This window comes from Streptomyces colwelliae (genome assembly GCF_048158785.1).
Lineage (GTDB): Bacteria > Actinomycetota > Actinomycetes > Streptomycetales > Streptomycetaceae > Streptomyces.
Genome location: NZ_JBLTJC010000145.1, coordinates 1 through 24285, shown reverse-complemented (window position 1 = coordinate 24285; position 24285 = coordinate 1). Strand labels below are relative to the sequence as shown.

Annotated in this window: 14 protein-coding genes; 6 read left to right on the top strand and 8 right to left on the bottom strand. The window is 71.8% G+C overall.

The annotated features are described in order from the left end of the window. Nucleotides 1-270: 270 nt before the first annotated feature. Complete coding sequence (locus ACNFOC_RS27535; protein WP_416961777.1) at nt 271-2151, top strand: N-acetylmuramoyl-L-alanine amidase; 1881 nt, start codon at nt 271-273, stop codon at nt 2149-2151. Between the two features lie 72 nt (nt 2152-2223). Here ACNFOC_RS27535 and ACNFOC_RS27530 read toward each other — a convergent pair whose 3' ends face one another. Further along, nucleotides 2224-5103 (bottom strand): AAA family ATPase, encoded by a 2880-nt coding sequence (locus ACNFOC_RS27530; RefSeq protein WP_416961776.1) that lies wholly within the window; start codon nt 5101-5103, stop codon nt 2224-2226. Between the two features lie 336 nt (nt 5104-5439). On the opposite strand from ACNFOC_RS27530, the gene ACNFOC_RS27525 reads away from it, so the two are divergent. The 4 genes from ACNFOC_RS27525 to ACNFOC_RS27510 all read left to right on the top strand — a co-directional run bounded on the left by ACNFOC_RS27525 (nt 5440) and on the right by ACNFOC_RS27510 (nt 11582). Continuing rightward, nucleotides 5440-7128, top strand: a complete 1689-nt coding sequence (locus ACNFOC_RS27525; protein ID WP_416961775.1) for a peroxidase family protein — start codon at nt 5440-5442, stop codon at nt 7126-7128. Between the two features lie 130 nt (nt 7129-7258). After that, the gene (locus ACNFOC_RS27520) at nt 7259-9199 is read left to right on the top strand and encodes a trypsin-like peptidase domain-containing protein (protein WP_416961774.1); all 1941 of its coding nucleotides are present in this window, start codon (nt 7259-7261) and stop codon (nt 9197-9199) included. A gap of 70 nt (nt 9200-9269) precedes the next feature. Next, nucleotides 9270-9704, top strand: coding sequence for an OsmC family protein (locus tag ACNFOC_RS27515; protein ID WP_416961773.1), 435 nt, complete (start codon nt 9270-9272; stop codon nt 9702-9704). Nucleotides 9705-9911: 207 nt separating this feature from the next. Then, nucleotides 9912-11582: a hypothetical protein gene (locus tag ACNFOC_RS27510; protein WP_416961778.1), complete on the top strand. Its 1671-nt coding sequence runs from the start codon at nt 9912-9914 to the stop codon at nt 11580-11582. An 81-nt stretch (nt 11583-11663) separates the two neighbouring features. Here ACNFOC_RS27510 and ACNFOC_RS27505 read toward each other — a convergent pair whose 3' ends face one another. The 6 genes from ACNFOC_RS27505 to ACNFOC_RS27480 form a co-directional block, all read right to left on the bottom strand. Beyond that, a complete protein-coding gene (locus ACNFOC_RS27505) occupies nt 11664-12305 on the bottom strand; it encodes a cutinase family protein (protein ID WP_416961772.1) in 642 nt (213 codons plus the stop codon). Nucleotides 12306-12399: 94 nt separating this feature from the next. Beyond that, complete coding sequence (locus ACNFOC_RS27500; RefSeq protein WP_416961771.1) at nt 12400-13656, bottom strand: PucR family transcriptional regulator; 1257 nt, start codon at nt 13654-13656, stop codon at nt 12400-12402. Nucleotides 13657-13778: 122 nt separating this feature from the next. After that, nucleotides 13779-14726: an alpha/beta hydrolase gene (locus tag ACNFOC_RS27495; protein WP_416961770.1), complete on the bottom strand. Its 948-nt coding sequence runs from the start codon at nt 14724-14726 to the stop codon at nt 13779-13781. 9 nt (nt 14727-14735) lie between these two features. Continuing rightward, entirely contained in the window at nt 14736-18677 is a 3942-nt protein-coding gene (locus ACNFOC_RS27490) for an acyltransferase domain-containing protein (RefSeq protein WP_416961769.1), read from the bottom strand. Further along, nucleotides 18674-20413, bottom strand: coding sequence for a fatty acyl-AMP ligase (locus tag ACNFOC_RS27485; RefSeq protein ID WP_416961768.1), 1740 nt, complete (start codon nt 20411-20413; stop codon nt 18674-18676). Before ACNFOC_RS27485 ends, ACNFOC_RS27490 begins: the two co-directional genes overlap by 4 nt. 62 nt (nt 20414-20475) lie before the next feature. Continuing rightward, entirely contained in the window at nt 20476-22011 is a 1536-nt protein-coding gene (locus ACNFOC_RS27480; RefSeq protein WP_416961767.1) for an acyl-CoA carboxylase subunit beta, read from the bottom strand. Nucleotides 22012-22288: 277 nt separating this feature from the next. Here ACNFOC_RS27480 and ACNFOC_RS27475 point away from each other — a divergent pair, with 277 nt between their 5' ends. Continuing rightward, nucleotides 22289-23941 (top strand): glycosyl hydrolase family 28 protein, encoded by a 1653-nt coding sequence (locus ACNFOC_RS27475; RefSeq protein WP_416961766.1) that lies wholly within the window; start codon nt 22289-22291, stop codon nt 23939-23941. Here ACNFOC_RS27475 and ACNFOC_RS27470 read toward each other — a convergent pair. Beyond that, nucleotides 23914-24192: a hypothetical protein gene (locus ACNFOC_RS27470; RefSeq protein WP_416961765.1), complete on the bottom strand. Its 279-nt coding sequence runs from the start codon at nt 24190-24192 to the stop codon at nt 23914-23916. The genes ACNFOC_RS27475 and ACNFOC_RS27470 overlap by 28 nt on opposite strands. Nucleotides 24193-24285 lie beyond the last annotated feature (93 nt).

The window sequence follows — 24285 nt, the reverse complement described above, 5'->3', positions numbered from 1 at the left end:
GAAGTTGATGCTGTTGGTGGGGAGTTCGCCCTGNGCCGCGAACCGGTCCGCAGAGACGCCGAGCCGTGAGGCGACCTCGCCGACCATCCCCGCGTCACCGCGCACGAACCGCCGTACGTCGTCCCTGTCGGGCAGGCGTCGTGCCGTACGTCTGCCTCAAGGCGCCACTTACAGGCACCACTTGCAGGCACCACTTACAAGCGCTACTCACAGGGCACTACATACAAGGGAAGATCCTTGCAATCCTCGCGTAGAAGATCACCCCGGAAGGTGCTGGCCGGAATTCTGGCCGGCGGCGCCGTGGCCGCAGGCTGTTTCGCCGTTCTGCCGTCGACGGCGCAGGCCGCCGCACCGAGCCCGGGAGCCGACCGGCAAGCCTCCTTCACCGACGCGGCCGAGGAGTTCGGCGTACCGCTGCCCGTGCTCCTGGCCGTGTCGTACCAGGAGTCGCAGTGGGACGACCACGACGGGCACTACAACACCTCGGGCGGATACGGCCCGATGAACCTGACGGACGTCAACGCCGCGATGGTGTCCGGGGGTTCGGCGGGCGCCGTCGGCCGCGGTGACCTCGCCGAGCTGACGTCGGACCCGGCCCTGCACACCCTCGACGCGGCCGCCGGCCTCACCGGCACCCCGGCGGCGAAGCTGCGCACCGACGACCGCGCCAACATCCGGGCCGGTGCCGCCCTACTCGCCTCGTACCAGAAGGAGTTGACGGGCAAGAGCTCCACCGACCCGGCCGACTGGTACGGGGCGGTGGCCAAGTACAGCCAGTCGTCGGACAAGAAGGCCGCGCAGCTCTTCGCCGACCGCGTCTTCAAGACCGTGTCCTCGGGCGCCTCGCGGACCACGGTCGACGGACAGCACGTCAGCCTCGCGGCGCAGAGCGCGGTCCACCCCGAGACGCGGCAGCTGTCCGAACTGAAGCTGAAGGCCGCCGTGACGGCCACCGACACCGAGTGCCCGGCCACCGTCGACTGCACCTTCCTCGCCGCGGCCGCCTCCAACGGGCAGGTGGCGGGCCGCCCGGGCGACGGCGTGCAGATCAAGTACATCGTCCTGCACGACACCGAGTCGTCCTACGACGCCGCGATCAAGACGTTCCAGACGGCGGGCTCCGGCGACTCGGCGCACTACGTCATGCGGGCCTCGGACGCCGCCGTCACGCAGATGACCCACACCAAGGACATCGCGTTCCACGCCGGCAACTACTGGTTCAACATGCACTCGATCGGCATCGAGCACGAGGGCTACGCCGCGCACGGTGCCACCTGGTACTCGCAGGCGCAGTACCAGGCGACGGCCGATCTCGTGAAGTACCTCGCCGCGCAGTACGGCATCCCGCTCGACCGCGAGCACATCATCGGCCACGACAACGTGCCCGGCCCGCAGGACAGTTACATCTCCGGCATGCACTGGGACCCCGGCCCCTACTGGGACTGGACGGCGTTCATGAACATGGTCGCCCCGTCGAAGGCGGCCCACGCGCAGAGCGCCGCCCGCCATGTCCCGAGGGTGGGTTCGGCGGTCACCATCAGCCCCGAGTTCGCGACCAACCAGCAGACCGTCCAGGTCTGCCCGGCCGACGATCCCACGGGCGCCACCACCGCGTGCACCGACAGCACGGAACCCGCCAACTTCCTTCCCGTGCGCACCGCTCCGAGTGCCGACGCACCCCTGTTCGCGGACCCGGCCGTCCACCCCGGCGCGAGCGCGGGCACCGACTCGATCCACGACTGGGGCAGCACCGTCCAGGCCGGCCAGCAGTTCGTGGTCGCCGACGTCGACGGCGACTGGACCGCCATCTGGTTCAGCGGCGCGAAGGTGTGGTTCCACAACCCCGGCGGCGTCAACACCTGCGCCGCGCAGGGCGCCACGATCCTCCACTCCGGCGACCAGGCCGCGACCCTCTACGGCTCCGGCTACCCGCAGGCGTCCGAGTACCCGTCCGGCCTGTCCCCGTCCACGCAGAAACCCCTGACCCTCTACGGCTTCCCGGCCGGCCAGGCCTACGTCGCCACCCAACCCCCGGTCAGCGCCGACGACTTCTTCGTCTCGGGCGACACCTACGTCACCGGCGCGGCCAAGTACTACACCATCCAGTACAACCACCGGGTCGTCCTGGTCGACGCCTCGCAGGTCTCCTGAAGCGGCCGGTGCGGGCAGCACACACGTCCTGCCCGCACCGGACTCCGTCGTACCCCGACCGCCCGCGCCCCGCTACCCGGTGACTCCGGCATGGGCCAGGCAGCGCGCCAGGTCCGAGCGGGAACGGACGCCCAACTTGCGGTAGACGCGGGTGAGATGGGCCTCGATCGTCTTGCGGGAGAGGAAGAGGGACGCGGCCGCCTCCACGTTGCTGAGGCCTTCGCCGATGGCACGCGCCACCTGGAGTTCCTGCGGCGTGAGCAGGGCCACCGGAGGCGGTTCGTCCCCGTGGACGGCTGAGCGGTGTCCGGTCGCCGCGACCTCCGCCTCGGCCCGGACCGCCCACGGAACAGCGCCCAGCGCGGTGAACGTCCGCTGGGCGAGCAGCAGCGGCTCCCGTGCCGCGGACGGCCGCCGGAACCGGCGCAGCACCTCTCCCGCGACGAGCCGTGTCCGCGCCGCCTCGAAGGCCATCTCCTTGTCGGCATGGACGCGTTCCGCGACGGCCAGCCAGTCGGCGGCCTCCTCGGCGGACCGCGCGAGCATCAGCCGGCAGCGGGCGTGAGCGGCCGCCGGCCACGCCAGACCGGTCGCCGTGTCGCGCTCCCGCAGCCAGTCCGCGACGGCCACGGCACCCTCCCTCGACCCCGTGCGCAGACAGGCCTCGGCGAGGTCGGCCACCCACGGCATGAGGGTGGGATTGACCAGCCCCATCTCGTCGGCCAGCGCGAACGCGGCCTCCAGGTGCGTACGCGCCGCCTCGGCGTCACCGGCGGCGAAAGCGGACGTACCGAGCGCACCGCGTGCGAACAGGGCCAGGCCGCGCAGTCGGCCGCCGCACCAGCGCTCGTACTGCGCCACCCGCTTCCGGCAGTCCGCGAAGTCGCCGTGCAGGGCGTCCAGCCGCGCGAGCTGGATCAAGGCGTAGCCCGTCATCGCCAGATGCCCGAACTCCTCCGCCCAGCGCAGCGCCTCGGTGGCGTCCGCGCGCGCCATCGGCCACCGGGACCACATCTCCACCTGGCACCGCGCCAACAGGGCGTACGGCAGGAGGGCCGGGGCGTTGTCGCGGCGCACCCCCTCGATCACCGTGTCCAGCACGCGGCGGGCGAGGTCGCCGTCGCCGGTCCACGACAGGCCCTGCGCGATCTCCATCGTCGTCTGACGTTCCTCGGGGCCGGTCAGGCCACGCGTCTCGTCCAGCAGCGCGAACAGGGTCGTCCGGCCCGCGCTCACGTCGCCGCCCAGCACCTCCGCCCGGGCGCGCATGACGGCGGCCTGCCGGCGCCGGGTGCCGCGCATGCCGTCAGCCAGCGCCTCGCAGCGTGCGGCGATGTCGCACGCGTCGCGTATCCGCCCGTCCATCGTCGCCGGCACCACCGCGGCCCCGTACAGCTGGGAGGCACGTGAGCGGTCCACCGACTCCACCGTCCGGGCGGCGCCGACCAGCAGCTCGTGCGCGCGGCCCGGATCCCCGAGCCAGGTGCAGGCCTGGCCGCGCAGCAACTCGATGTCCGCGGTGAGCAAAGGATCCTGACTGCGCGTCAGGGCCTGTTCGCACCACTCGGCGGCATCGCGCGTCGTACCGCCGTAGAACGCGTCGTGCGCGGCCTCGAAGAGCCGGCGGGCCGCGTCCGCGGGGTCCGGTGACAGCTCGGCGGCACGGCGCCAGGCGGGCGCGGCAGCCGCCAACGCCCCGCGCTGGCGCGCCTGTCGGGCGTCGGACACCAGACGGGCGGCGACCGACTCGTCCGGACCCGGGGCGGCGGCGGCCAGGTACCAGGTCTGTAGTTCGCCCGAACTCAGGGTGGCCAGTCGCCGGTAGACCTCCAGTCGCCGGACGGTGGCGCACTGTCCCAGCACCACCGGCCGCAGCACGGGATGCCGCAGCTCGCAGGCGCCGTCCCGCATACGGACCAGCCCGGCCGCCTCGGCCGCGTCCAGGTCGGCGGTGGTGAGCCCGTCGAACGCCAACACCCGTTGCAGCAGCGGCCATTTAGGGGCCCGGCCGGCGGCGACGTACACCAGCGCCTTGCGGCTGCGCGGCGGCAGCATGCGCAGCTGTCCGCGCCACGCCCGCTCCACCAGCGGCCCCGGCGCCTCCCACGAGTCGTCCCAGGGCTCGGTTCCGCACGCACGGGTCCGGGCGAGCGCCGCCGCGTACTCCACCAGGACCAGGGGGTTGCCGTTCGCCAGCCGGACGATCCGGTCCGCCGCCCGGTCCGTCCGGTCGAGCGCCTGCCGCCGTAGCAGCGTCCAGCACTCGTCGTCCGACAGAGGCCCCAGCGTGGTGTGCGGCACGCTCTCCTGGATGCCCTCCTCCTGCCGCCCCCGGCGTGCCGCCATGATCAGGGCCACTCGCTCCGTGGCCAGCCGCCGGGCCACGAACTGAAGCACCTGGCGCGACGAAGGATCGGCCCAGTGCAGGTCGTCGACGAGGACCAGCAGCGGCCACGACTCCCCGGCGGCGGCCAGCACGCCGAGCGCGCCCGCGCACACCGCGTACGGGTTCGACTCGGCCACGTCCGTGAGCGCGAGACAGCCCTCGACGGCACTGCGCTGGGCCGGCGGCAGCTCGCCGAAGTGACGGCGGAGCGGCAGCAGCACATCGGCGAGCACCGCGTACGGCAGGACGGCCTCCGACTCCACTCCACGGGCCCACAGCACCCGGGCACCCTGGCAGCGGGCGGCCGCGTGGCGCAGCACCATGCTCTTGCCGATCCCCGGCTCACCGCTCAGCAGCAGGGCGCCGCCCTGTCGGGGCAGGGCGTCCACCAGGCCGTCCACCAGGTCTCGTTCGGCACGTCGGCCGACGAGGGCGGCGGGTCCCGGGAGGGACGTCCCCTCGTCGGGCGCGGCGGGAGCCACGACGCAGTACGCCCCGTGCCCACCCGAGTCCTCCGGCACGTGGACCGGGTCGTATGTCGCGCCGCCCTCCGGCACGCTGGTCATCGCTGTCTCTTCCATGACGCCCCCGTACAGCTGCCGCTCCGTCGCGGCGTTCCGTCATGTCCCCAGGGTGCCCCCGGGAGGGTGATCGGCGTCAGGGGTAGGGACGGTCCTACGACGGTCTCCGTACGGCGGGGTTCGCGCGGTGAGTGCATGACGCGTAGACCCTGCCGGGTGTGTCCGGCGCCGCCGGCCCGGCAGGTGGCGTAGGTGTTCCGGCGGGGGAGCCCCTCACGAATGCGGGAGGGCATGTCCCGGGCGGAGGCAGGGAGTTCCCCGAAGCCGTGGCGCGGGCGTTCGGGAATGCTCGCGTGTTCCTAGACCGGAAAGGGATACGGGATGACTGAGCAGGGACAGTTCCGGCGAGTGATCACGAACCTCACGCACGGCGGACACGCGATTCTCGACAGTGCGGAGGAGGCGGAGAAGACCGCCCAGAGCCAGGAGAGTCTCAGCATGCGCAGCACGGTGGTCCAGGAGTCCACCGACGACGCGGCGCACGTGGGTACCACTTCCTTCGACTACTTGTTCCTCGACCTCGCGAAGAAGTTCCCGGACAACCACCTCCCGATCGACGACGTCCCCAAGGTCGTCAAGGCCCTCCTCGCCCTGGGCTCGGCGATCGTGGAGACCCCGGACGAGGTGCGCGACCCGGTGCTCAACTCGCCGATCCCGCCGATCTACACCTACTGGGGCCAGTTCGTCGACCACGACCTGACGGCCGCGACCGACCGTGACCTGGTGATCAGCATCACCGATGAGAATCCGCCGCCCGTGCCGCCGGACGAGGTGGTCAGGAAGCTGGAGAACCTGCGGATCCCGTCCTTGAACCTCGACTCGGTCTACGGCGACGGGCCGTTCGCGCCACCGGTGCCGGGCAAGGACGCCGTTCCGTACGACGGGATCAAGTTCCGGCTGGGCCTGCTCTCGCCGGTTCCCGCCAACGTGGGCGCGCTGATCCCCCCGGTCGACGACATACAACGGGACCTGCCGCGCAAGACCGACCGCACCCCGCTCGTCGGCGACACACGCAACGACGAGAACCTCGTGGTGGCCCAACTCCATGTGGCGTTCCTGCGGTTCCACAACGCGGCCGTCGACTGGGTGCGCGACCACGAGCCCGAGTTCGAGACGGACGTCGAGATCTTCCGGCGGGCCCGGGACCTCACCCGGTGGACCTACCAGTGGTTGAGCGTGCACGACTATCTGCACACCGTGGCGCGCCCCGACGTCGTCGACCTCGTGGACACCGCGGAGGGGAACCTGCTCGACCTGGACCGGCGCGGCACCTACATGCCGATCGAGTTCTCGGTGGCGGCCTTCCGCTTCGGCCACAGCATGGTGCGCGGCGCCTACGACTGGAACCGCAACTTCGGCCGCCCCGGCGACAGGCTTCCCGTGTCCACCCTGGACCAGCTCTTCCAGTTCACCGGCAAGGGCGGCTTCGCCGGCACGCTCACGACGCTCCCGTCGAACTGGCCGGCGGAGTGGGACCGGATGGTCGACAAGAACAGCCCGTTCGCCAACCGCTTCGCCCGGCTCATCGACACCAGGCTCGCACCACCACTCGCCGACCTGCGCAACGAGGGCACCGACCCGAGCCTGCCCGAACGGATCAAGAAACTGCTCAAGCACCTCGCCCAACGCAACCTCCTGCGCGGCTACCGACTGGCCGCCCCCACCGGACAGGCGGTGGCCGAGGCGCTCGAGGTCGAACCCCTCAGCCGCGTGGAACTCGAGGAGGGCAGCAGCGACCTGGTCAAGGACGCCCTGGAGTCCGGCGGTCTGTTCGACACGACCCCGCTGTGGTTCTACGTGCTGAAGGAGGCCGAGGTGCGGGAGCTGGGCCAGCGGCTCGGCGAGGTCGGCAGCCGCATCGTCGCCGAGACCATCATCGGCCAGATCCGCAGGGACCCCGGTTCGTACGTCAACCGGACGAGCTGGAGCCCCGCACAGGGCGTCCTGCTCCCGAACGGCCGGCCGGTGCGCACGATCGCCGACTTCCTCCGGTTCGCCGGCGTCCTCTGACCCGCCAAGACCCTTGTGGGCCGCACCCCCGCACCCCCGCGCCCCCGCCGATCCGTGTCGGCGGGGGCGCGGCCGCGCCGTAGGGAGTTCCCCGAAGCGCCGTGTTCCCCGCTCACCGGACCATGCGCGCATGGACCTACGACAACAGCAGCAGAACATGGTGGAGCGCTACCGGGAGACGGTGGACCAACGCGAGAACATCCGGCGACTGCAGGTGGAGACCGGCTCGCCCTTCGCCGCCGACAGCGCGGAACAGCTGAGCGCCCGCGTGGAGCGGCTGGTGAGCAAGCGTGAGGTCGACCCGGGGGACCTGACGCCGGTGCCGTCCGACGAAGGGCCGGTGCGTCCCGCCGTCGTCTTCGAGCGGATCCTCGGCGCCGCGAACGAGTTGCAGAGCGTCAACTTCCTTGCCCGCGGCGCGCGTGCTGCCCGCGCGGTCGCCCGCGTCGACATCATCCAGGGCGGCCGGCGGGCCGGGTTCGGCACCGGTTTCCTCGTGGGGGAGCGCCTGCTGCTCACCAACCACCACGTGCTGCCCGACGTGGCGACGGCGACGGAGTCCGCCGCGGAGTTCGACTTCGAATCCGATGCCGACGGCGTGCCCAAACCGGTCGACTCCTACGACCTGGCCCCGGACGAACTGTTCGTCACGGACCCCGCGCTCGACTACACACTCGTCGCGGTCGGGGCCCGCCCCGACGGGAAGCGGCCGGGCGAGGTGCACGGCTGGCTGAGGCTCATCGCCCAACAGGGGAAGATCGTCATCGGCGAGCCGGTGAACATCGTCGGCCACCCCGACAGGCGGCCGAAGGAGGTCGCGGTCCGCGCCAACGAACTGCTGAACCAACTCCCGCGGTTCCTGCACTACCGCACGGACACCGAGCCCGGAAGCTCCGGCTCGCCCGTGTTCAACGACCAGTGGGAGGTCGTCGCACTCCACCACGCCGGTGTGCCCGACCCCGGTGGCGCGGGCTGGATCGCCAACGAGGGGGCCCGGGTCAGCGGCATCCTGCGGCACCTCGCCGAGGCCGCGCTGCCACCGGAACAGAAAGCGCTGCTCGCCGAGTTGGGGCCCCAGGCGGTGCCGGTCGGGCCGGTGCCCGTCGAGACGGTGCCGGGCGACGGCCGCTCCGGCGGACGCGGCACAGGTGCTCAAGAGCGGCGCGGCGTCACCGGGCGGACCGCCGCCGGCCGACGGCGCGTGGTGTTCCTGCACGGCCGCGGCCAGCAGGGCCACAACCCCGCCGAACTGCGCGCCGGTTGGTGCCGGGGCCTGGCCGTCGGACTGGCGGCCGCGGGCCTTCCCCCACTGGACGACGCCGACGTCTGGTTCCCCTTCTACGGCGACGCGCTGGCCACCGCGACGGCCGGCCGTGAGAGTGCCGGCCTCGATACGGCGACGACCACGGCCGAGGCGTACGTTCCGGACGACCCCGGCGCTCGCGCCGTCTACGCCGCGCTGATCGCCGAATCCGCCAAGGCCACCAGGATGCCCGAATCGGAGCAACAGCCCGCGGACGCGCAGGAGTCGGGCCTGCTCGGCGGGGCGGTCGCCGCACTGCAACGGCCGTTGTCCTGGATCGCGGCGCGCAGCGGGCTCGACGACATCGTGATCGCGGCGGTGTTCCGCGACGTCGCGGCCTACCTCGGCGACAAGTCGGTACGCGACGCCGTGCTGGAGGCGGTGCTGGCCGGGCTGCCCGAGGACGGCGAGATCGTGCTGGTCAGCCACAGCCTCGGTACCGTCGTCGCGCTCGACCTGTGCACCATGCTGCCCAGCGGGATCTCGGTACCCCTGCTGGTGACGGCCGGCAGTCCGCTCGGACTGGACGCCGTGTACAGGCGACTGCTCGCCCACGGCGCCGTCCGGCCCGGTCAGGTGGACGTGTGGCTCAACGCGTGGGCGGCGGGGGACGCCGTCGCCATCGGCTGCCCGCTCGGCGACACCTGGGACCGGGTCCGCGACGTGCTCTGCGCCAACCCGAAGGACCGGGCGCACGACATCGCGCAGTACCTGTCCCACGCCCCGATCGCGGCCGAGATCGCCGGCGCCTGGTCGGCCGTCGGCTGAGGGCGCGCTTCCAGGGATCATCTCCGTGGCCTCGGACGCTCCGGTCGAGGTCTCTGGAAGGATCCCCACCATGAGCGACAATCCCCTGCGCCAAGTCACCGTCGACCGCACCGCCCCCGGCCGCTTCACCGCGACCAACGCCCGTGGCGGCACGATCGACTTCGGTACCGCCGTCGGCGGCGGTACCGAGTTCACCCCCGTCGAGCTGCTGCTCGCCGCGATCGGCGGCTGCACCGCGGCCGACGTCGACGTGGCCACCTCGCGGCACGCGGAGCCGGACGGGTTCACCGTCACGGTGACCGGCAACAAGGTCAGCGACGACCTCGGCAACCGGATGACCGACCTGGCGGTCACCTTCGCCGTGACCTTCCCCGAGGGGGAGGCCGGGGACCGGGCCCGCGCGATCCTGCCCCGGGCGGTCACCGTCTCCCACGAACGGCTGTGCACGGTCAGCCGTACGGTGGAGACCGGCACGCCCGTCACCGCGACGATCAAGGACGCCTGACCGCACGCCGTCGTCCGCGGGTTCGCCGCGGGGTTCTCTGCGAGCAGGTGACAAGGGCGCCGGCGTGCGCTGCGTTCTTGTGAGCACTGCCTGATCCCGTGGTCCCGGCCGTCCTACGGTCCGGCCATGAACACGAGTCGCAGCAAAGGAAGTTCGTGGCGCGGAGCCGCGAGCACAGGACGTACGTGGCGTGGTGCCGCGCTCGCGGTGCTGTTGACCGCGGGCGCGCTCACCGCGGCCGCTCCACAGGCCCAGGGCGACGGTGCGCGCACCGAGACCCCGGTGGCGTCGACGCATCCCGCCGACGGTGTGGTCGAGTCGCTGGTGCGGGTCAAAGTGCCGTTACCGCAGTCGTTCGGCGCCCGTCCGGCGGCGTGCGACCGCCTGTCGTATCTGCGTTACCGCGCCGCCGACGGGCCGAGCGCGTCGGCCGCCGCCGACCGGATCCTCGTGGCCCAGCCGGGCATCCTGGAAGGCGCCGGTGCCTTCGACAGCGTCGCCCGCGACACCGTCGCCCAAGCCGCCGCGCGGGGACGGCACATCGAGTTCTGGGCCCTGGACCGGCGCTCCAACTGCCTTGAGGATCCCGCCGGTATCGCCTCCGGCGACCAGCACACGGCCGTCGACTACTACTACCGGGGCAAGGCCGTCGGCGGCCGGACCTTCGCCGGGTTCGTCGGCAACGACCAGCTCGGCTGGATGGCCAAGCTCGGCATCGAACAGACCGTGCGCGACGAATACGACCTGCTCGTCGCCGAGTTGCCCGACCAGGGGCTGCGCAAGCGCAAGGTGCTGTGCGGCGGACACTCGCTCGGCGGCGTCATCACCGGGTACTTCGCGGCGGCCGACTTCGACGGCAACCCCGCGACCACGGCGGACGCCGGACAGAACCAGTGCGCCGGGTACTTCGCCCTCGACACGACGATCTCCACCGACCTGGCGGACCTGAACGGCAGCATCCCGGACGACACCAACCTGCCTGATATCGGGCTGGGTTACGGCGTCGTACAGGCCGGGCTCGACAGCGGCGTGCTGTCCCGCTCGCTGTCCGCGCCCGTGCTGCTCAACCCCGAGACGATGACCCTGCTCGCCATCGCAGGCCTGGGCGCCGTACAGAATCCGGACGGCGAGGCGGACCTGCCGTCCTACCTCCCCTCCAACGTCAACATCGAGGCCACGAACCGCTTCCTGTTCTCCAAGGACGCCGCCACGTTCCTCACCGGCTCACCCGCGGTGAAGGACTTCCGGCTCACCAACGACGCCGTGCTCGGGTCGTTGATGGACGACAACTCCGTGCCCCTCGCGTTCTTGCAGAGCAGCGTCGGCTTCTTCGACGGCGGGCCGATCGTCGACAAGAACTTCCCGGCCGCCAACGGGAGTTCGGACCAGTCGCAGGTGTTCGGCGTCGAGTACAAGGCCATCCCGGCCCAGCCTCACGGGCCGCTCTACACCTGGCGCGATTACGACCGTGTCGGCACTGCCGACGACCCCGGGTACCGGTCGGCCGACGGCACCCCGTTCACCAACGCCGGCAAGGAGGTCACCGACATCCGCGAACTGGCCCGCAGCATGGGGGAACAGCCGCTGGACTTCACCGAGCAGTACTTCCCGACCAAACTGGTCACCGACATCGAGCTGGCCACCTCGCCGCAGGTGAGGCAACTCCTCGTGCACCCGGGCGGGTTGACGGCCAACCCGACGCTCACCGTCCTCGCGGGCGACGGACTGCTGGCCGGTCACGTCCCGGCCGACCTGCACCCCGTGATCGCCCCCGGCTATCAGCACCTCGACGTACTGACCGCGGCACCCGTCCAGAACGACGGCCGCCCCGAGGTCGTCTCCAGCAGCCTCGCGGCATTCGCCGTATCCCCCAAGTAGCCATCCCCGTACGGCCGTTCCGTAACGCCGATGGGGACCGGGAGGATCAACTCCCGGTCCCCGTCAGCGCATTGCCACGGCTCAGATCTTGCCCGCGGCGAACGTGGCCGCCGCGCCGGCGTCGGAGGTGTAGCCGAGGTGCGCCCCCACGTCGGTCCCGCCGTTCTGGCAGATCGGGTCACCGTTGGCACAGAAGTCGATGGTGCGGCTCTGGTAGGTGCCGGTGACGCTCTTGCCGAGGGCCCGGATCGGGTTGCCGAACAGCAGCACCGCGGCGACTCGCGGTGCGAGCGCGGCGGGGATGGTCGCTACGATCGGGCTGCCGACCACCGCGCCGTCGCTGCTGATCCCTATGGAGTTGTCGATGACGTTCGCGCCCTGCGAATAGCCGACGAGAATGAAACGCTGATTGGGGCACGCGGCGGCTTGCGCGTTGACGTGGTTCACCGCATCGGAATTTCCCTGCGCGGCGGACGTGAGGGAGAGGTCGGCGGGATAGTTCACCGCATAGCTGGAGAGCGTCTTTCCGGTGATTTTCTGCTGGAGCGCGGAGAACACCGGGTCGCCGACGATCAGGCCGAGTGTGCCCGGCTCGAAGGTGCCGCGCGCCGCCACGACGTCGAGGTCCGAACAGGTGGCGGCCGTTGCGGCGGGTGCGGAGAGGGTGGCGAGCCCGGCCCCGCCGACCAGCGAGAGCGCGGCGAGACACAATCGAATACGCATGGGAATCCTTTGAGGGTGGGGCGCGTGGAGCGCCTGTGGAAAGGACTGTCCCGAAGGTATTCGCGTTCCCGTTCCCGGTGTTATGGACGGGAATTCAGAAACTCTCTCTGTTTTTGTCGCCGCGTGAGTCGCGGTCACCGTCCCGTAAATCCGCCGAACGCAGCGCGAGGATCAGGTCCAGACGGGTGCCGGGTTCGTGCAGGGACGCGCCGAAGAGCTTCTCCAGCTGACGCAGGCGGTAGCGGACCGTCTGCGGGTGGATGTGGAGCCGGGCGGCGACATCGGGCACGTTGCTGCCGCTGAGCAGCCAGGCGAGCAACGTCTCGGCCAGCCGCGGGCGTTGACCCTCCGACGCGGCGTCGAGCGGCGCCAGGGCCCGTAACTCCAGCTGGGCGAGCAGCGGTTCGTCGCTGTGCAGCAGCAGCGTCGACAGATGGTCGGCGCACAGCACCACGCCCTGCCGGGGCAGCACCCCGCGGCCCATCAGCCCCAGCGCCCGCGTGGCCCAGCGCAGCGACCGCGCGGCCTCGACGACCGGGACCGTAGGACCGATCGCCGCCGGACGGCCGCCCAGGCCGAGCACGAACGACCGCCCGCCGAACCGGCCGTAGCCCTCCGGGTCCGGCACCAGCACGCGCGGCGGCCGTGACTCCATGTCGGCCAGCGCGCCCGGCATCGCCGGCGGCCGGTCCTCCGTACGCGGGTCCGCGGGGCCCGCGAGCGCGATGACGGCGACCTGCGCAGGCACCCGCCACCGAGCGCCGTGCGCCAGGTCCTGCACCGCCTCCGGGGCCACCGGCCCCTCGCCCAGCAGGAGTTCGAGCAGCCGTCTGCGCCGCCGCTCCAGCTCGTCCGTGCTGCGCGACTGCGCCTCCGCGTACCCGGCGGCCGCCGCCTCCGCGACCTCGTGCACGGTCCGGAACGCCAGCTCCCCGAGCGCGGCCACCACCGCAGAATCCAGGCCGAGTTCCTCCGCCGTACGGCCCATCAGCCGCCAGGCGTGCAGCCCGCCCACGCGGATCGCCGACTGAAGTGCCTCCAGGCTGCGGCCCTCCAGGGCCTCGCCGCGCCCGAGTTCCTCGTAGTACGCCGCCGCCATCGCGGCGTTCTGGCCGCGCGGGTCCGCGATGTGGTCGACGAACAGCGTGAGCGCCTGCACCACCCCGGACCTGAGGTTCTCGCGGTACGTCCCGTCGGCCGGCCGCGCGTACTCGGGGACCTCTCTGCGCACCACCTCCTCCACCTCGTCGGAGACGGCGGCGAGTTGGGAGCGCAACAGCTCGGCCAGGTCGGGCGGAACCAAAGCGGTTCCGGGCTCGGTGGGTACTCCGCGCGGGGTGGGGACAGCCACGACGGACACTCCTTTCCCCCGGAGGCGGCTCGCCCACGGACTGTTGCCCGTGGGACGAGGGGGACGTCCCGTGTTGGACGGCCGTCCCCTGCGCTCCGTTCCGTGCCCCGGCTGCACCGACATCACTCCGGCAGCCCCAGCGCACCGGCGAGCATCGGCCACGAGGTGGTGAACTCCCCTTTCCAGTAGGCCCAGCTGTGTCCACCTCCCGAGTAGAAGTGCGCGGTGACCGGAATGCCGAGCAGGGCCAGAATGCCGGTGAAACTGTGCGCGGAGGGCCACAGCAGACTCTCCAGCGCCTCGGGCAGCCAGTCGCCCGAACCCCCGGCCACACCACTGCCGTTGGACACGTACAAGGGCGTCCCGCGCAGGCCGCCGGCCTGGGCACGAGGATTGGCGGCCCGCCAAGTCAGCAGGTCCAGAAGGGGGTTGCCCCAGAGGGAACGCGGCGCCAGGCTCTCGCGGGCCACGATGGCGTCCACGAGCGAGGGCATCCCGGGGGCCGTGGTGTCGAGGATGCCGCTGTAGGACGCGGCGGCGGTGAACGCGCCCGGGTGCCGGGCCGCGTGCGCCATCGCGCCGTAGCCCCCGGTGGACACTCCGGCGACGGCCCGCACCCCGGACGCCCGGTAGTCGCGGGCCAACAGCGCCGGAACCTCCTGGAGTTGGAAGGTCTCGTAGTCCGGCCCGTCGCGCCACGCGCTGGGGATGCCGGTGGGCCCCGCGTCCGGCATCGCCACGATCAGGTCCCGGCCCTCGGTGAACGCCTCGATGTCCGTCTCCCGCGTCCACGACGTGTAGTCGTCGTGCGCCCCGTGCAGCAGATACAGCACGGGATACGTCCGCCCTGGCTGCGCGTCGAAGCTCGACGGCAGGATCAGCCGCACCGGCGCGCTGCGGCCCAGCGCGGGCGAGGACACGGACACGTCGAACGTGCGCGTCGAGACCTGCGTCGCGGCCCGAGCGCGTCCTACGGCGGCCGTGGCACCGAACAGAACGGCCAGTCCCGTGGCCGCCGTTGCTCTCGTGACGGCTCGTCGGGAGATTCCGGTGGGGTGGTGGTGCGGCATGGCGGCTCCTCAGTCCGGTTCGGCGGGCCCGCCGGGCGTGGCGAGCACCCGCCGCAGATGGGCGGCGATCTCGTCGACGTACGGCGGGTCGAGCAACGACAGGTGATGCCCCGCCACCGGTACGACCGTCAGGCGCGGGCACACCTCGTCCCAGCCGAGCGCGTCGTCGTCCCGCTCGTACGCCGGGTCACGCACGGTGTGCGGAGCCGGTTCGGTGGCCCGGTACAGGACCACCCGGCCCTCGTACCGGCCCGGTTGATGCGCCTCGCCGATCCTCAGGTCGAGGTAGGAGGCACGCTGGTGCTCCAACGCGGCGGGCGGCACTCGTGCGGCCCCGCGCAGGGTGCGCAGCACGAGGTCGATGCGCTCGTGGTCGTCGTCCATCGCCACGAGTTCGTCGTAGGGCAGGGGGAGTTGGACGTCGTAGGTGTCGGCGATGTGCTGGGCGAAGCCCGTGAGATGCGCGCGGATGCGGTCGGCGGGTGCGCGGCCGGGCTGGGGGAGGGGCCGTACGGAGTCGATGAGCACGACGAGTTCGACGTCCCGTCCGGCGGCGGTGAGTTGGCGTGCCGTCTCCTGCGCCACGAAACCGCCGAAGGACCAACCGGCAAGCACACAGGGCCCGTCGGGATGGGCGGCGGTGATCGCCTCGACGTAGCGGCGGGCCTTCTCGGACACGGTGTGGGCGTCCTCGATCCGGTCCAGTCCGTGCACCGGCCGGTCCTCACCGAGACGTTCGGCGAGTGCGCGGTAGACGTCGGTGGTTCCGCCGGCGGCGTGGAACAGGAAGAGCGGAGAGAGAGGGGACGGGCCGTCGGCCAACTGACCTATCCGGTCCGCCACTTCGGCGACCGTGGCGGCGTCGAACAGATCACGCAGGTGCAGCTCGACACCGAAGTCGCGTTCCAGGGCGGTGCGGATGCGGACGGCCATCAGGGAGTCCAGGCCGAGGTCGGTCAGGGCCGTGGTGGGGGTGATACGGGTCGCCGGGTGGCCGGTGACGGTCGCGATGTGGTGGCTGAGGCGGGCGGTGATCGAATCACCGGCGGCGGGAGCGGGCTCGGCCCACCGGTGTGTGGCAGTCGTGGCCAGGGGAGTTCGGCCATCGGTCCACCAGTACCGGACGTGCCGCCAGCGCGGTGCCGGGAGGTCGATGACCCGGCCGCCCGGCAGCGGCAGGTCCAGTCCCGCCGCGTACAAGGCCCCCAACTCCGAGAGGAACGCGGCGGATCCGTCCGCGTCGCGACGCACCGTGCCCACGGTGAGCGCGCCGGGCACGTTGTCGGCGATGGACCGCGCCAGCACCGGATGCGGCGAGATCTCCACGAAGGCGGTGTGCCCGTCAGCCGCGGCGGCGCCGAGGGCCCGGTCCAGGCGCACCGGCCGACGCAGGTTGGCGGCCCAGTGGCCGGCGCCGAACTCGCAGGCACCGCGCGGGTCGTGGAGGACGGTGGAATAGACGGGGACGCGTGGCGGTCTGCCACCGACGTCCGCGAGGGCCTCGGCCAGTTCCGGCAGCAGCGGGTCCACCTGCGGCGAGTGCCCCGCGCCGACGACCCGCATGACCCGGGCGGCCCGCCCTCGCTCCTCCAGCCGGCGCATCAGCCGGGCGACCGCCATCTCGTCACCGGTGACGACCTTCTGCCGGGGCGAGGAGTGGACGGCGACCTGAACCCCGGGGAAGTCCCGCTCCAGGGAGGAAAGTTCGACGTCCTCCAGGTCCACGACGGCCATCGCGCCCCCGTGCAGCCGCCCGAGCAGCCGAGCCCGTACGGCGACGACCCGGGCCGCGTCCGCCACGTCCAGAGCGCCCGCGCAGACGGCGGCGGCCACCTCGCCCAGGGAGTGGCCGATCACGGCGACCGGCTCCACACCGTACGACCGCCACAGCTCGGCGAGCGCCAACTGGACGCCGAACAGGACGGGTTGAGCGACGTCCAGCCGGTCGAGAGCACCCGCGGAGGCCAGGTGCTCGTGGAGGGAGAAGCCGAACACGTCGGAGACCTGGGCGTCGAGCTTCTCCACGGCCGCGGCGAAAGCTGGCTCCTCCAGGAGCAGTTGACGCCCCATGCCGGTCCACTGGCTGCCGTACCCGGAGAACACCCATACCGGACCGCGCCCTACGAGGCCGCGGTCACCGGTCACCACTCGCGCATCCGGGCTGCCACCCTGAGCCAACGCGCCCAGCGCATCGGCCAGTTCGGCCCTGTCGCGTGCGACGACCGCGGCGCGTACGGGCCCTCGCCCGACCCGTCCCGCGAGCGTGCGCGCCACGTCGGCGGGGCGGGCGGCGCCGCCCTCGGGCGTACGGAGCCACGTGGCAAGGCGGGACGCGGTGTCCCGCACGCGCTCGGTGTCGACGTCGGAGAGGAGATGGAGACGTGCGGCAGGCTCGTCGACCGGGAGGACGGCGGGCAGCCGTTCCTCCAGTACGGCATGGGCGTTGGTGCCGCCGAACCCGAAGCCGGAGACGCCGGCGGTGGCCGTGCCGCCGTAACGGGGCCATGGTTCGGGCTCGTTGACGACGCGCAGTCGTGTGTCGTCGAGGGTGTTGCCGTGCAGCGAGGGCGGGACGAGGTCGTGGTGGAGGGCGAGGACGGTCTTCACCAGGCCGGTGATGCCGGCCGCGGACTCCAGATGCCCGAGGTTCCCCTTCACCGAGCCGAGCAGCAACGGCTGTTCGGGGTCACGGCCCGCGCCCAGCACCGCCCCGAGCGCGCCCGCCTCGATGGGGTCGCCCAGCGGGGTGCCGGTGCCGTGCGCCTCCACGTAGTCGATGTGGGCCGGGGTGAGCCCGGCCCGCGCGTACGTGGTCGTCAACAGGGCGTGCTGGGCCGCCGGGTTGGGGGCGAGGAGACCGTTGGAACGGCCGTCGGAGTTGACGGCGGTGGCGCGGATCACCGCGAGGACACGGTCGCCGTCCCGTTCCGCGTCGGACAGCCGCTTCAGCAGCACCGCCGCGCACCCCTCGCCGCGTCCGATGCCGTCGGCCGCCGTGGAGAAGGGCTTGCAGCGGCCGTCCGGGGCGAGGGCGCCCGCACGGTCGAAGGCGACACCGATGACGGGGGAGAGGAGGACGTTGACCCCTGCGGCGATCGCGGTGTCGGTCTCGCCGGTGCGGAGGCTGACGCAGGCCTGGTGCACGGCGACGAGGGAGGACGAACAGGCCGTGTCCACCGCCATGTTGGGACCGTGGGTGTCCAACACGTAGGCCAGTCGGCCCGCCGTCACGCTCAGCGCCGCGCCCGCCGGGGCCCACGGGTCGACGGCGTTCACGTCGGCGCCGGTGAGCTGTCCGTACTCCGGGACCGAGACGCCGACGTAGATGCCGGTGGCCGTGCCCGCGAGGGCGGTGGCGGGGACGGCGGCGTGGTCGAGGGTCTCGCGGACGACCTCCAGGAGGATGCGCTGCTGGGGGTCCATCACCGCGGCCTCACGCGGGGTGATGCGGAAGAAGTCGGCGTCGAACCCGGCGATGTCGTCCAAGTAGCCGCCGTGCAGGGGGGTTTCCGGGGGCGGTAACGTCGTGAAGTCGGCCGATCTGTCCTCGGGTACGCGTCTGATCGCGTCGACGCCGTCGATCAGCAGGCGCCAGTAGTCGGCCGGACCGCGCACCCCGCCCGGCAGTCGGCAGCCGACCCCGATGACCGCCACGGGCCCGCCCGGGGCAGACGCAACAGGTGTCTCCCGCGCGGCAATCGGCGTGGCCGTACCGCACACCCGGTCCACCAGCGCGTCCACGGTCGGCGCCTCCCACAGCAGGGTCGCCGGCAACTCGTGGCCCGTCAGCGAGGACAACTCGCCCGCCAGCACGACCGCGTCCCGTGAGGACATGCCGAGTTCGGCCAGCGGTCGGTCCAACGGGACGTCGTCGACAGGGGTGTTGTTCCACTCGGCGACCCGTTCCGCGATGTGGCGGCGCAGCAGTGTTCTCGTGTCGGCGGCCGTCATACGGCGGTCTCCGCCGCGTAGGCGCCCTCCAGATAGCGGGTGCGGGTCAGGGCCCGGGACACCTTGCCGCTGGAGGTGCGGGGCACGGTGCCCGGTGCGACGAGCACGACGTCGGCGAGCCGCAGCCCGTGCCGGGCGGAGACGGCCGCGCGTACGGCACGGGTCAGGGCCGGTACGTCGATGTCGGCGAGGCTGGTCGTACGCGCGTGCTCGGCGACGACCACCACCCGCTCGCCCGCGCCGCCCGGCACGCCGAACGCGGCGAGCCGGTCGCGCCGTACGGCCTGATGGGCGTCCTGCGCGGTGGCCTCCACGTCCTGCGGGTAGTGGTTGCGGCCGTCGATGACGATGAGGTCCTTGAGCCGGCCGGTGACGATCAACTGCCCCTCCAGGACGGTCCCGAGGTCACCGGTGCGCAGCCAACTGCCCGGAGCGTCCTCGCCGAGCGCGGCGCCGAAGACACGCTTGGTCTGCGCGGAGTTGTTCCAGTAGCCGCGCCCCACGTTGGGACCCTGCACCCAGATCTCCCCGACCTCCCCCTCGGCCAGCACGGCATGGGCGGCCGGATCGACGATGCGCACCCGCTGGCCGACCGGCGTTCCGCAGCCCGCCAATAGCACGGCCCGGGGGTCGTCGGGCCGCGCGGGCAGAGCCTTTCCCGCGGCGAGGGCGTCGCGGTCGAGGGCGAACCGGCCGAGCGGGCGGCCGGGCCGGGCGGCGCTGACGAAGACGGTGGCCTCGGCGAGCCCGTACGACGGACAGTGGACCTCCGCAGCGAGCCCCTGCGCGGCGAACGCGGCGTGGAAACGGTCGGCGGTGCCGGGCCGGACGGGTTCGCTGCCATTGATCAGCGCGGCGACCCCGTCCAGCCGCAGCCCCTCCTTCTGCGCCCCGGTGACGGCGGAGGCGCAGTAGTCGTAGGCGAAGTTGGGCGCGGCACTCAGCGCCTGCGGATGCGCTGCCAACAGCCTTAGCCAGCGCGCCGGTTCGTGCAGGAACGCGGCCGGGTCCATGAGCACCGACAGCAGACCCCGTACGACCGGGGCCGCGACGCTCAGCACCAGCCCCATGTCGTGGTAGAGCGGCAGCCAGCCCACGCAGGTCATCGGGTGCGCGTCGGCACCGTAAGCGGCAAGCGCCTGGCGGGCGTTGGCGACGACGTTCCCGTGCGTGATCTCCACGCCGGCCGGAGCGCGGGTGGAGCCGGAGGTGTACTGGAGATAGGCGGTCGCGGCCGGATCCGGCACGGGCGCCTGCCAGTTGAGGGCCGCGGTGTCCGGGACCCGGTCCGTCGCGAGGACCGGCACGTGGGCACGCTCGCAGAAGTCCGTCACCTCCGGCAGGGCGCGCTCGGTGGTCAGCACGACCGACGGACGCGCGTCGCCCAACACCCCGACCAGCCGGTCGCCCTGCCCCGGCAGACCGGGCGGATACAGCGGTACGGCGACCATCCCGGCCGTCAGCGCCGCCAGGAAACCGGTGATGTAGTCCGTCCCCTGCGGGCACAACAGGGCGACCCGTGAACCGGGTTCGGCGTACTCGGTGAGCCGGGCGGCCAGTGCCCGTACCCGCAGATCCAGGCGCTGCCAGGTCAGCGTGCGGTGTACGCCACGGGAGTTGGGGGCGGGGTGGTCGACGAACGTGAACGCCCGGCGGTCCGGGGTGAGTTCGGCCCAGTGCCGTACGTACTCGGGCAGAGTCCGGTACGCGGGCGCGAGCGGGGGGCGGCTGTCCATCGGGCGTGACTCCTCACATCGCGGAACAACGCGGTGTCAGCTGGAGGGGGTGAACAGAGCGGTCAGAGCGGGATGTTGCCGTGCCGGCGCTCCGGCATCGGGGCGCGCTTGCCGCGCAGCGCGCGCAGGGCGCGGCCGACGTGGGCGCGGGTGTCGCGCGGGGCGATCACATCGTCGACGTACCCGCGCTCGGCGGCGAGGTACGGCGTCCCGTGCGTGGCCTCGTACGTGGCGACCAGATCGGCCCGCAGCGCCTCGGGGTCGGCGGCCGCGGCGAGTTCGCGCCGGTGCAGCACGCCCACGGCACCTTCCGCACCCATGACGGCGATACGGGCGGTGGGCCAGGCGAGGTTGAGGTCGGCGCCGAGATGCTTGGAGCCCATCACCGCGTACCCGCCGCCGTACGCCTTGCGCACCACCACGGTGACCTTCGGGACGGTCGCCTCGGCGTACGCGTAGAGGAGTTTGGCGCCGCGCCGGATGATGCCGCCGCGCTCCTGGCGGACGCCGGAGAGATAGCCGGGGACGTCGGCGAAGGTCAGCAGCGGGATGCCGAACGCGTCGCAGAACCGCACGAACCGTGCGGCCTTCTCGGACGCGTCGATGTCGAGGACACCGGCCGAGTGCAGCGGCTGGTTGGCGACGACCCCGACGCTGGCGCCCTCGACCCGGCCCAGGGCGCAGATGATGTTCGGCGCGAACAGCTCCTGGACGTGCAGGAGTTCACCGTCGTCGACGACCGCGTGCAGGATGTCCCGCATGTCGTAGGCCTGCCCGAGCCGGTCGGGCACGATCGTGTCGAGCGGAGTCCCGTCGGCGACGGTTCCGGGCGCGTACTCCGGTGGCCGCTCCAGGTTGTTGGCCGGAAGGTACGACAGCAGGTCGCGTACGGTGTCGAGCGCATCCTCCTCGTCGGCGGCCAGGAAGTGGGCGTTGCCGTTCACGGAGTTGCTGGTGCGGGCGCCGCCCAGCTCCTCGGCGGTGGCGCGTTCGCCGGTGACCGCCTCGATGACGTCGGGCCCGGTGACGAACATGTGCGAGGCACCGTCCACCATCACGGTGAAGTCGGTGATCGCGGGGGAGTACGCGGCACCGCCCGCACACGGGCCAAGGACGACGGAGATCTGCGGGATCACCCCGGACGCCTTAACGTTCCGGCGCACCAACTCGGCGTAGAGAGCGAGCGAGTTGACGCCCTCCTGGATGCGGGCGCCGCCGGAGTCGTTGAGGCCGACGACCGGGCAGCCGGTCTTCAGGGCGAGCTCCATCAGGGCCACGGTCTTCTCGCCGAAGGCCTCGCCCATGCTGCCGCCGAAGACCGTGGAGTCCTGCGCGAACACACAGACCGGCCGTCCGTCCACCGTTCCGTACCCGGTCACGACCCCGTCGCCGTAAGGGCGTTGGGCGCCGTCCCCGACCGCACGGGCCCGGACGAACCCACCCGTCTCCGCGAACGAGCCCGCGTCCAGCAGCCGTTCGATGCGTGCCCGCGCGCCGAGAGCTCCCTGTCTTCTCGGTGCGGCGGTCACCACTGCCTGTGCTCGACGGTGCTCCAGGTCGGCGATGCGCGCGGCGGTGCGGTCCGCCGTATCTGTCACTGACGTCAGGGATGTTGTCGCCTCTAGCGTCACAGCCACCTCCGAAGTGGTTCTCGAATATGGCAGCGATTCGGGAGCGGACCGAGGGATCGCCGTTCTGTTTGCGGGAGTTGAGTCCCGGGCGACGGAGGTTCGTCCTGAGGTGACAAGGGAGTGACGGTCGCCCGCCCCGACCCGTAGGCGGCTGCGGTCCAGACCATTAGTGTGGGCATGTCACTGGCAACGTTTCCATCCCCTCTTACTCGACCCCACCGACGCGATTGCAGGAGGACCCCGGATGAGATCGTCGACGAGACGGCCGTTGACCGCGGCCGACGGAACCGAGAACCGCCTACTGCGCCCCCTGGCCCTGGTGTTGACCGCACTCCTGCTCGGCGTCGCGGCACTCCTCGGCACCCCCCACCCCGCCCAGGCCGCGGCGGGCACCGTGTCGGCGTACCCGGTGCCGTCCATCTACCCGGCGTCCACCGACTACAAGTTGACGGTCAACGGCACGTCCGTGCCCGTCACCAAGTACACCGGCTACGACATCGCCCAACTCGCCCTGGGCACAGGCACGGCCACCATCTCGGTCACCAAGCTCAACAACACGGCCATCGGCGCGTACAGCATCAGCCCGCAGAAGCTGGGCATCACCGGGACCGTCAGCGGCCCCACCCTCACCTTCACCGTCCAGAACGACGAGTACCTGATCGTCAAGCTCGACGGCCGCCCCAACCTGGTCATCGCCGCCGACCCGGCCGAGACCAACCGCCCGGCGACCAGCGGCACCGGCATCTTCAACGTGCAGAGCGCGCCCTACTCGGCCCAGCCGAACACCGGCGCCTACACCACGACCGCCTTCCAGAACGCCCTGAACGACGCGGCCGCGTACGGCTCCGCGAACGGCACCCAGGGCATCGTGTACGTCCCGGCCGGCGTCTACACCCTCGGCAACCTCTACCTGCGGAGCAACCTCGCGTTCTATCTCGCACCCGGTGCGGTCCTCCGCTACACAGGTGAGGCCAGCCACTATGTGGTGACCGGACACAAGACCTCGCAGGGCCGCGACCTCACCTGGTTCATCTCCACCCGGTACTCCTCGACGAACATCAAGATCTACGGCCGCGGCATCATCGACGGCAACGGCCAGGCCGCGCTCGCGCCCTCCAACCTCGGCGTGAACCTCCTCGCCCCGATCTACACGAGCGGCTTCACCGTCGACGGCATCACCTTCCGGGAATCCAGCAGTTGGGCGGTCATCCCGCTGCGCTCCTCGGACCTGACCTTCCGCGACATCAAGATGTTCAACAGGTTCGACATGGGCGAGAACGACGGCATCGACGTCATGGAATCCACGAACGTCACCGTCGACCACGCGATCGGCATCGGCCTCGACGACCCGTTCAGCACCAAGACCTGGCCCGACGTCGCCGACATCTACAAGAGCGTCCCCGGCACCGCCCGCCCACTGGACAACGTCACCTTCAACGACCTTGTCTCCTGGACCTATTGCTACGGCGTCAAGGTCGGCCAGGGCGTCTACGAGTCGCAGAACAAGGTCACCTTCCAGCACGTCGTCGTCTACGACGCGGCCGTGGGCATCGGCGTCCACCACAAGTACGGCACGGCGAGCGCGACGAACCTCAAGTTCGACGACATCGACATCGAACGGCTCAGCTTCAGCAACGACGGCAACCGGACCTGGCTCGCCCTGATGACCGGCAGCACGGCGGGCATCGGCCCGGTCACCGGCGTCACGATCTCCAACGTCCGCGTCCGCAACGCCGGAGTCACCGCCGCGCGCATCAACGGCCTTCCGGGCGCGCTCATTTCGGGCGTGGCGCTGAGCCACATCGTGATGCCCGGAAGCACGACCGGCGCGACCACCCTGAGCCAGGTCAACCTCACCAACCTGTCGGACTACGGCGGCCTGACCATCACTCCCTGAGGTCGGACAGCCAGGGGTGTCGCTCCCCAGGGTTCGGCCCCGTCGTGGACGAGGGTCTCCGGGCCGGACCCCCGGCGACGAGGCGCGGTGGTGGAGAGCCGGTCGAGCGGCTCTCCACCACCGGGCGTCCCGCCGTCCAACGCGAGCCTGACGGCCGCCGCGAGGTCGACGTCCGTCGTGTTGCAGCCGATCACCAGCGTGTCCTCGGCGGCTTCGGCGGGGCAGCTGAGAGCGAACGGGCTGCGGGGCAAGGGAGTTCGCTGCCCAGGGCGTGCTCTCTCATACGCGCGCTGCCGACGCCCGACCATCAGTCGGCCCCGTGAGCTGACGCAGCGTCACGCAGG

Excerpts from the sequence above, each read along its gene's own strand:
- ACNFOC_RS27520 (WP_416961774.1), top strand. The coding sequence starts at position 7,259 with ATGGACCTACGACAACAGCAGCAGAACATGGTGGAGCGCTACCGGGAG.
- ACNFOC_RS27530 (WP_416961776.1), bottom strand. The coding sequence starts at position 5,103 with ATGACCAGCGTGCCGGAGGGCGGCGCGACATACGACCCGGTCCACGTG.
- ACNFOC_RS27495 (WP_416961770.1), bottom strand. The coding sequence starts at position 14,726 with ATGCCGCACCACCACCCCACCGGAATCTCCCGACGAGCCGTCACGAGA.
- ACNFOC_RS27490 (WP_416961769.1), bottom strand. The coding sequence starts at position 18,677 with ATGACGGCCGCCGACACGAGAACACTGCTGCGCCGCCACATCGCGGAA.
- ACNFOC_RS27505 (WP_416961772.1), bottom strand. The coding sequence starts at position 12,305 with ATGCGTATTCGATTGTGTCTCGCCGCGCTCTCGCTGGTCGGCGGGGCC.
- ACNFOC_RS27485 (WP_416961768.1), bottom strand. The coding sequence starts at position 20,413 with ATGGACAGCCGCCCCCCGCTCGCGCCCGCGTACCGGACTCTGCCCGAG.
- ACNFOC_RS27515 (WP_416961773.1), top strand. The coding sequence starts at position 9,270 with ATGAGCGACAATCCCCTGCGCCAAGTCACCGTCGACCGCACCGCCCCC.
- ACNFOC_RS27525 (WP_416961775.1), top strand. The coding sequence starts at position 5,440 with ATGACTGAGCAGGGACAGTTCCGGCGAGTGATCACGAACCTCACGCAC.
- ACNFOC_RS27475 (WP_416961766.1), top strand. The coding sequence starts at position 22,289 with ATGAGATCGTCGACGAGACGGCCGTTGACCGCGGCCGACGGAACCGAG.